The sequence below is a fragment of the Mesorhizobium sp. ES1-4 genome (assembly GCF_020164745.1).
Lineage (GTDB): Bacteria > Pseudomonadota > Alphaproteobacteria > Rhizobiales > Rhizobiaceae > Mesorhizobium.
On the sequence record NZ_JAIUGV010000038.1, the window covers coordinates 1 to 9,249 of the forward strand.

8 protein-coding genes are annotated in these 9,249 nt (G+C 66.5%); 6 read left to right on the plus strand and 2 right to left on the minus strand.

What is annotated here, in order from left to right:
- Positions 1–116 precede the first annotated feature (116 nt).
- Both LB556_RS31440 and LB556_RS31445 read right to left on the minus strand, forming a co-directional pair.
- Entirely contained in the window at positions 117–293 is a 177-nt protein-coding gene (locus LB556_RS31440; RefSeq protein ID WP_224571274.1) for a hypothetical protein, read from the minus strand.
- Between the two features lie 197 nt (positions 294–490).
- Complete coding sequence (locus LB556_RS31445) at positions 491–2,479, minus strand: BTAD domain-containing putative transcriptional regulator (protein WP_224571281.1); 1,989 nt, start codon at positions 2,477–2,479, stop codon at positions 491–493.
- Between the two features lie 255 nt (positions 2,480–2,734).
- On the opposite strand from LB556_RS31445, the gene cysK reads away from it, so the two are divergent.
- The 6 genes from cysK (at position 2,735) to LB556_RS31475 (ending at position 9,151) form a co-directional block, all read left to right on the plus strand.
- Positions 2,735–3,823: a cysteine synthase A gene (gene cysK, locus LB556_RS31450; protein WP_224571275.1), complete on the plus strand. Its 1,089-nt coding sequence runs from the start codon at positions 2,735–2,737 to the stop codon at positions 3,821–3,823.
- A gap of 12 nt (positions 3,824–3,835) precedes the next feature.
- Positions 3,836–5,323, plus strand: coding sequence for a pyridoxal phosphate-dependent decarboxylase family protein (locus LB556_RS31455; RefSeq protein WP_224571276.1), 1,488 nt, complete (start codon positions 3,836–3,838; stop codon positions 5,321–5,323).
- Positions 5,324–5,373: 50 nt separating this feature from the next.
- A complete protein-coding gene (locus LB556_RS31460) occupies positions 5,374–5,730 on the plus strand; it encodes a hypothetical protein (protein ID WP_224571277.1) in 357 nt (118 codons plus the stop codon).
- A 124-nt stretch (positions 5,731–5,854) separates the two neighbouring features.
- Positions 5,855–6,226 (plus strand): hypothetical protein, encoded by a 372-nt coding sequence (locus LB556_RS31465; protein ID WP_224571278.1) that lies wholly within the window; start codon positions 5,855–5,857, stop codon positions 6,224–6,226.
- A gap of 111 nt (positions 6,227–6,337) precedes the next feature.
- The gene (locus LB556_RS31470; RefSeq protein ID WP_224571279.1) at positions 6,338–6,964 is read left to right on the plus strand and encodes a CDGSH iron-sulfur domain-containing protein; all 627 of its coding nucleotides are present in this window, start codon (positions 6,338–6,340) and stop codon (positions 6,962–6,964) included.
- A gap of 144 nt (positions 6,965–7,108) precedes the next feature.
- Positions 7,109–9,151 (plus strand): hydantoinase/oxoprolinase family protein, encoded by a 2,043-nt coding sequence (locus LB556_RS31475; RefSeq protein ID WP_224571280.1) that lies wholly within the window; start codon positions 7,109–7,111, stop codon positions 9,149–9,151.
- The last annotated feature ends 98 nt before the right edge of the window (positions 9,152–9,249 follow it).

Sequence of the window (9,249 nt, forward strand, 5' to 3'; positions counted from 1 at the left end):
GGTTTTCCGTCCGGAATTGCGTGAAAACAAAGAGTTAGAGCGGTTCAGCGATTCTATCAAACGCTGAACCGCTCTAGCGCGCACCTGCAGGCGTTCGCAGCCGGCTGTCGTGGCGTCTATCGCACCGATCCGGTAACCGTTCGGTCGACGTCGGGAACCGACTTGCGGTCGTTGCCGGCAAGGGCGGCGATGAGCAGCAGGCTGGCGACCACCGGAACGAACAGCACGGCGACGCGGGCCTGTATATGAAGAATGGCGCGCCATTCGGTGCGCTTGTCGGGGTTGTCGCTCATCGTGCTCACTTTGCCATGGTCCCCCGGAAGCTCACATAGAGCGGTTCAGTGTTGGTAGAATCGTTGAACCGCTCTAACTCTTTGTTTTCACGCAATTCCGGACGGAAAACCGCTACGCAGTTTTCCTGGAATTGCTATAGCCGCGAACGGTTAAGCAACTCCTTCCGAGTTCGTTAACGGGGCGTTCAAGCCTGCAATCAGCTGAGCCCGATCCGCCTGGCGCCCTGCCGGAACAGGGCCTCGGCGTCGGGCTCGAATCGGAAAGTGCCGATGAAATCGTCGGCGCGGTAATCCGGCAACGTCTTGCGGATGGCAGTGGCGAAGCCGCGTGCTTCGTCGAGCCGCCCCGCCAGCGCAAGGCAATGTGCCGCGATCGCCAGGATGACGGCGTGCGCGTTCGGCCGGGCCGCCGCCTTCACCGCCCATTCGGCCGCCTCCTCGAACTGGCCGAGCCGGACATGTGCCATGGCCCGCGCCCCCAGCATGCCGAACAGCAGCGGATCGAAGGGGCTCAGATGGCGCGAGTGATCGGAGGAGCCGATCGCCGCCCGTGGGTCGCCCGACTGCGAGTGGACGAAGGACAGCGCATAGTGGCCGAGCGCGAAATTGGGGCTGAGCTTCACCGCCTGTTCCAGCTCGCCGAGCGACCCGTCCTGTTCGCCGCGCAGCCACAACGCCCGCCCCATCGCCCAGTGCGCGGCCGGATTGTGGTCGTCGACCAGCAGGCTCTGGCCGGCGCTCTCGAAGGCCAGCGCGCTTTCGCGCTCGCGGTCGCCCCAGCGCTGGAAGGCGCTCTGCCAATGAGTGAAGGACAGGCCGGCATAGGCGCGGGCAAAGGTCGGGTCGAGCTGCAACGCCCGGGCAAAGAAATGCCGCGCCTGCTCGTTCTCGGCCCGGGTGAAGCGGTACATATGCCAGAGGCCACGATGGTAGGCCTCCCACGCATTGAGCGAGTTTGGCGCCTTCAGCAAGGCACGGTTGCGCTCGACCGTTTCGATCTCGGCCGATATCGACGATACGATGCTGTCGCCGATGTCGTCGAGCACGGCGAAGATGTCGTCGGGCCTCCGCTCGAAGGTCTCGGCCCAGACGATCCTTGCCGTGCGCACCTCGATGAGCTCAACGCCGACGATCAGCCGGCCTGCCATGCCGCGCACCGTGCCGGTGGCGACATAGTCGACATTCAGTTTTCTGCCGGCTTCCTCGGGCGCGATGGTCTTCTCGGCCAGCGCGAACACCGATCCGCGCGCGATGACGAAGAAATCCCGGAGCTTGGCGAGGCGGGTGATGATGTCATGGGTGAGGCCATCGGCCAGCCCGCCGCGCGTGCCGGCTTCCTCGACAAACGGCATCACCGCCAACGAGGCATGGCTTGGCTTGACCGGGTCGTCGTCCCCCGGCGCGGCGACAAACCGCGATACCGTGGACTGGCCGGTCGGCGCGGCGCCGGGCGAGGCATTCGCCCGTTGGTCGCGGATCGCCCGCCAGGCCGCGCGGATCGGCGCGAAATCCAGATCCTCCGACTGAAACAGCTGTTGTGTTGCCGCAAGGTGCTGGTCCGCCGCGCCGATCTCGCCGCGGCGGACCAGATTGGTCAGCAAAGCCAGATGCGCGCGGCCGTCGAACGGGGCCAGCTCCACCCAACGATCGAGATGGCCGATCGTCTCGTCGCAACCTTCCGGCAGGATTTCGACGAGCCTTTCCAGGACGGCGGTGTGGCAGGCGTGAAATCGGCGGCGCTGGGCGACCAGCCAGCCGTTGAAAAGCGGGCTGCGGTCGAGCTCCAGCCCGTCGAGCACATCACCGGCGAACAGTCCGGCCAGCGCTCGCAGCCGTTCCGCGTCAAGCCGGCCGATCCCTCGCGTTGCGGCCTGGCTGACTTCCAGCGCATCGACAAGGCAGCCGCCGAGATCGAGCGCGACTGTATCGTCTTGCGTGCGGATACGGCGCCGGTCCGGCGTGTCGAGGGCGCCGCGCAGCTTGCTCAGGCACCAGCGCAACTCGCCTCGCGGATCGTTGGGCACATCCCATAGAAGTTCGCACAGGCGGCCGCGCCCTACCGGATGTGGCGCCAGCACGAGATAGGCAAGCAGCGCTCGCAGCTTGCGCGAGGCCGGCAACGCCACCGGCAAATCGTCGCGCAGGATCGTCAGTGGTCCGAGCAGGCGCACGGAAAGGCACGGCATGTCGCCGTCCAGCCTTGGTCGGACTGATTCCACGTCCGTTTCCACGCCTGCTCCCACGCTGGCCTGTCGGCCCCTTGTGTATCACCAAAAGCGACAAGGCGCATCCGGTGGCGAGTCCCGCGCCGGATGCAGCCATTGCCGCATCGCCGGCACGCCGGTCCTAGCGTGACAAGGTCTCGAAACCTCGCCGCCCAGGCAGCCGGCTTGTAACCGGACCGTGACGATGAACACGAACCACGACCAGGGAGAACAAAGATGTTGAACAAGCAAAAAATCAGGACCACCGCCGGGCGCGGCCGCCTGTTCGAAAGCATCCTGGACACTGTCGGTGACACGCCGGCGGTCCGCGTCAACAATCTCGCACCGGCTCATGCGACCATCTATGTCAAGGCCGAGTTCTTCAACCCGGGCGCCTCGGTGAAGGACCGGCTGGCGCTCAACATCATCGAGGAGGGCGAGCGCAGCGGCGCGCTGAAGCCGGGCCAGACGGTGGTCGAGGCAACCAGCGGCAATACCGGCATCGGCCTCGCAATGGTCTGCGCGCAGAAAGGCTATCCGCTGGTCGTCACCATGGCCGACAGCTTTTCGGTCGAGCGCCGCAAGCTGATGCGCATGCTTGGCGCCAAGGTGGTGCTGACGCCACGCGCCGAAAAGGGTGTTGGCATGTACAGGAAGGCGGTCGAACTGGCCGAGGCCAATGGCTGGTTCCTTGCGCGGCAGTTCGAGACGACCGCCAATGCCGCCATCCACGAAGCGACGACGGCGCGCGAAATCATCAACGATTTCGCCGGTTCGCGGCTGGATTGCTTCGTCACCGGCTATGGCACCGGCGGCACCGTCGTCGGCGTGGCGCGCGTCTTGCGCCGCGAACGGCCCGACACGCGCATCGTGCTGGCCGAGCCAGCCAATGCGCAACTGATCGGCAGCGGCAAGGCGCAGCAGCGCGGCGCCGGCGGCGCACCCGCCGCAAGTCATCCCGCCTTCGAGCCGCATCCCATCCAGGGCTGGACGCCGGACTTCATCCCCAACGTCCTGCAGGAGGCGATCGACGCCGGCCTCTATGACGAGGTGATGCCGATCGCCGGGCCAGAGGGCATCAAATGGGCGCGGGCGCTGGCCCAGAAGGAAGGCATCTTCACCGGCATTTCGGGCGGCGCCACCTTCGCCGTGGCGCGCCAGGTCGCGGAAAAAGCGGCGCCCGGCGCGGTGATCCTGTGCATGCTGCCCGACACCGGCGAACGCTACATGTCGACGCCGCTGTTCGACGGCATCGAGGCCGAGATGGACGCCGAGGAGACGGCGCTGTCGCGCTCCACGCCCGGCTGCCAGTTCCCGGCGGCTTGACGGGAGGCTGTCATGGACGTCGCGCAGGAAAGCCTCGGCATGGTGGCCGAGGAAACGCTTGACCCCGCCGACTGGGCCGAAGTGCAGGCCTTGTCGCATCATATCGTCGACGACGCGGTGAGCTACCTGCGCGAGGTGCGCGAGCGCCCCGTATGGCGGGAAATGCCCGGCGAGGTGCGGGACTTTTTTGCCGCACCATTGCCGCGCTCGCCGGCGCCGCTTGCCGCGGTCTACGGCGAGGTCTCTCGCACGGTGATGTCCTATCCCATGGGCAACATCCACCCGCGCTTCTGGTCCTGGTACATGGGGTCGAGCAACTTCACCGGCGCGCTGGCCGATTTCCTCGCGGCTATACAGGGCTCCAACCTCGGCGGCGGCAACCACGCCGCCGGGCTGGTGGACAGCCAGGTGGTCAATTGGTGCAAACAGATGCTGGGCTTTCCGGCCTCGGCCTCGGGCACGCTGGTCAGCGGCGGCTCGGTGGCCAACCTCATCGGGTTGACCGTGGCGCGCAACACCAAAGCCGGCATCGACGTGCGCGAGCACGGCGTCGCCGCCATCGAGAAGCCGCTGCGCTTCTACGGCTCGGACCAGATCCATTCCTGCCACCGCAAGGCGATGGAAGCGCTCGGCCTCGGCAACCGGGCGCTGCGCCGGATCGCGACCGATGCCGGCCTGCGCATCGACATATCGGCGCTGCGCGCGGCGATCGCCGAGGATCGCGCGGCCGGCTTCACGCCGGCCTGCGTCATCGGCAATGCCGGCACGGTCAACACCGGCGCGATCGACGATCTCGCGGCGCTGGCCAAGCTCGCTCACGAGGAAGGCATGTGGTTCCATGTCGATGGCTGCATCGGCGCGCTGATCGCGATCGCGCCGCAAAACGCCCACCGCGTTGCCGGCATCGAATGGGCCGATTCGGTGGCGCTCGATCCGCACAAATGGCTGCATGCACCCTTCGAGGTCGGCTGCGCTCTGGTCAGGGATGCCGCCGCGCACCGCCGGACCTTCGCGGTCACGCCGGAATACCTGGAATCGACGCCGCGCGGCCTCGCTTCCGGCGAATGGCTGCACGACTACGGCCTCCAGACGTCGCGCGGCTTCCGCGCTCTGAAAGTGTGGATGGCGCTGAAACAACATGGCGTCGAAAAATTCGGCCGCCTGATCGACCAGAACATCGCGCAAGCCTCCTATCTGGCTGGGCTGGTCGAGGCCGAGCCTTCGCTGGAGCTGGCGGCGGCGCCAACCGTCAACATCGTCTGCTTCCGCTACCGGCCCCGTTTGGCGGGCGAAACGGCAAAGGCGCTCAACACCGAGATCATGCTGCGGCTGCAGGAGCAAGGCATCGCGGCACTCTCCGACACCACCGTGCATGGCGAGCACTGGCTGCGTGTGGCGATCACCAACCATCGCACCCGACGCGACGATCTCGATCTGCTGGTGCGCGAAGTGGTGAGGCTAGGGCGTGAGATCGCTGCGGATGGCCGCGTGTCTTCCTAGTTCCGGGCGAGCGTGCCAGTCTGCCCGCGATGATTCGGAGGAGATCGGCGGTGACGCTGTTTCGCATGGTTGCGCTGGCGGCATTGGTCCTGGCCACCTCGGCCGAGGCCGCCGACATGGCCTTTTTCGTCAAGAACCTGCGCAAGCAGGGGGTCGCGGTCGAGCTGTTCAGCCGCGACCGCGAGACCGTCTGGCCGGGCAACGACAAGGTATTCCTTGTCGATCCGGAATCGCAGAAATCGGTGCCGATCTCCTGCAATCAGGGCGAACGCATCTGCTATGGCGCCTGGGTCGATGGCAACGACCAGATATCGGCCGGCGTCGGGCCGGACAACGACCAGCCTTGCGACACCTGCTGCTTCATCTGCGTGGAGCACTCGACCGAGACGATCGACCTGGTGCCGTAGGGAAGATGGGGCGTGTCGGACCCAAATTAAGTCAGGGGGCCATTCACACGCCCACTTCCGCGATTCGGCACGCCATGCGATGGTTGCAACGCGGCCGGATGGGCCGCTTATTCAGGGGGTTACCATGTTCTACGCCTATGCGCGCCGCTCGCTGGCCGCGCTTTCTCTCGCCATGCTGCTGGCGCCCGCCGCCCATGCCGGTGATGTCACCTTCGCCGTCAAGAACAGCCATCCCAACGCCATGCGCCTCGAGCTCTACAGCCAGGACCGCGACTATGTCTGGCCGGGCAATGGCAAGGATTTCTATCTCGACGACGGCGAGACCAAGCAGCTGCCGATTTCCTGCAACGAAGGCGAATCGATCTGCTACGGCGCCTGGGTCGATGGCGATGAGGGCACCTATTGGGGCGTCGGCCCCGGCAACAAGGAAAAATGCGAGGATTGCTGCTATACCTGCAGCGGCGGCGAGACCGAGGAGATCGAGCTGGTCCCCTGACCGGTTTGTCAGCTTGACGGTTTTCCTGCCGGAAGCCATAGCTTGCCCGAAAACCAAAGCGCGCGGTGTCTGTCCTTCGGACCCTGCGCGCTCCAGGCAAGGAGCACCGCGATGGCCGGCATGGTCGAAAGTGACAAGATCGACGTCGGATTCTCCGGCAAGCGCTGCATCCACTCGCGCAATTGCGTGCTTGGCGACCCGCATGTCTTCGTGCCCAACGCGCCGGGCCAATGGATTCATCCCGAAGCGGCCAGCGTCGAGAAGATCGTCGCCATCGCCGAAAATTGCCCCTCGGGCGCCATCACCTATGTCCGCAAGGATGGCGGGCCGCAGGAAAAACCGCCTGTGGTCAACACCGTGCGGCTGCGCGAAAACGGCCCGCTGGCGGTACATGCCGAGATCGTGCTTGGCGACGAGACATTTTTCCGCGCCACGCTCTGCCGCTGCGGCGCCTCGCAGAACAAGCCCTTCTGTGACAACAGCCATATCAACGCAGGCTTTGCCGCCACCGGCGAGCCGGCGCTGAAGGACACGCCAGCACTTGAAGCCCGTGACGGGCCGCTGAAGGCGACGCCGACCACGAACGGCCCGCTCAAGCTCGAAGGCAATGTCGAGATCGTCACCGGCACCGGCCACACGGTCGACCGCACCACGAAGGTCTTCCTTTGCCGCTGCGGCCACTCGGCCAACAAACCGTTCTGCGATGGAACGCACAAGAAGGTTGGGTTTGTGGGATAGGCGGTGCGCCACGCTACCAATCTCCCCCTCAAGGGGGGAGAATACGCTCTCCACCGACTGGCCTATCTCTCTCGTCTTTATCCCCCGGCCCGTATCGGCTAAGGGCAGGGCGGATAAATTCAGCCAGCCGGACCACCATCAGCAATGACCGCCAAGACCAAGTCAAAACCTCTCTTCCTCGGCATCGATACCGGCGGCACCTATACCGATGCCGTGCTGTGGTCCGAGACCGAGGGACCCCAGCAGGGGCCGAACAAGGGCAAGGTGCTGGCCAAGGCCAAGGCGCTGACCACGCGGCATGATCTGGCCGTCGGCATTTCGGGTGCCGTGGACGCGGTGCTGGAAAAGGCCGGCACCGATCCGGCTGACATCAAGCTGGTCTCGATGTCGACGACGCTCGCCACCAACGCGCTGGTCGAGGGCCAGGGCGGCCGCGTGGCGCTGGTCATGATCGGCTTTTCCGAGGCCGATCTTGCCCGCGATGGGCTGAAGACGGCGCTCGGCACCGACCCGGTGGTGTTTTGTCCGGGCGGCCACGATGTGCACGGCAACGCGGCAAAGCTCGACCTGTCCGGGCTCGAAGCGATGCTGCCGGAACTCGGCGCTTCGGTGTCCGGCTTTGCCGTCTGCGCTTATTTCGCCACCCGCAATCCGGCGCATGAGATCGCCGCCCGGGAACTGATCCGGGAGAAGACCGGCCTGCCGGTCACATCGAGCCATGAGCTGTCGGCCAAGCTCGGCGGTCCGCGCCGCGCGCTCACCACGCTGCTCAATGCCAGGCTGATTTCGATGATCGACCGGCTGGTGGCGGCGACCGAGGGCTTTCTCGCGGCGCGCGACATTGCAGCGCCGCTAATGGTGGTGCGCGGCGACGGCGCCCTGGTCTCGGCGGCGTTCGCCCGCCAACGGCCGATCGAGACGATCCTCTCGGGTCCCGCCGCCAGCCTGGTCGGCGCCCGCCACATGACCGGGCTCGACAACGCCGTGGTGTCCGACATTGGCGGCACCACCACCGACGTCGCCGTGCTCGACGGCGGCCGGCCGCGGCTCGATCCGGAAGGCGCCACGGTTGGTGGCTTCCGCACCATGGTCGAGGCGGTGGCCATGCGCACCTTCGGTCTCGGCGGCGATTCCGAGGTGGCGCTGGAGGATGGCGCACTGAACCCGAAGATCCTGCTTGGGCCGCGGCGCCTGGTGCCGCTGGCACTGGCCGGCATGGCGCATGGCGGGGCGGTCACAGTGGAGCTTGAACGCCAGTTGCGCGCGCCCAACACCGGCCGCATGGATGGCCGGTTCGCGGTCCGCACCGGCGTACCGGACAGGCTCGCCGCGGGGCTGACCGCACCTGAGGCAAAGCTGTACGAGGCGATCGGCGCGACCCCGCTTGCCCTCGACAGGCTGCTGACCTCGAATGCCCAGAATGCCACGCTGAACCGGCTGGTCTCGCGCGGGCTGGTGCATATTTCGGGCTTCACCCCGTCGGACGCCGCGCATGTGCTTGGCAAGCAGGCGAACTGGGATGCCTCCGCCGCCCGCCTCGGCGCCGAACTGTTCGCCCGCAGGCGCGATGGCCGTGGCCAGGCCATCGCGGCCTCGCCGGAAGCCATCTCGGAGCGGGTGCTGGTGACGCTGACGCGCTGGTCGGCCGAATACATCCTCGAAACCGCCTTTGCCGAGGACGGGCTCGATGGCGCGGCAACCGTGGCGCACGCGCTGGTCCAGCGCGCCGTGGATGCCCATCCGGGGATTGCCCGCCTCAGCGTCGCGCTCGACCGTCCGGTCATCGGACTGGGCGCCTCGGCCCCGCTGCACTATGCCGGCCTGGCGCCCTTGGTCGGCAATGATTGCGTGGTGCCGGGAGACACCGATGTCGCCAATGCGCTTGGCGCCGTCGTCGGCCAGGTCAGGGTGTCGGCCGAGGCGCGGGTCAGCCAGCCCAAGGAAGGGCTGTTCCGCCTGGCCTCGGGTGAGACCGTGCGTGACTTCCTCGACGAGGCGGCAGCGATCGCGGCCGCCGAGGCCGATGTCCGCGCCATCGTCGCCCAGCGGGCCCTTGATGCCGGCACCGACAGCGCCGAGATCGACGTGGCGACCGAGTTCCGGGTCTCCACCGTCGAAGCGCAGCGCATGTTCATCGAAGCGCATGTCGTGGCCGTGGCCTCGGGAAGGCCAAGGATCGCCGTGTAATGCGGTGAATCTCCCCCTTGAGGGCAGGGCTATCGCATATGAGTGATTGCCTGGATGAGGTAGTCGTCATTCCAAGCGCATTTCTTGATGCGGTGGCT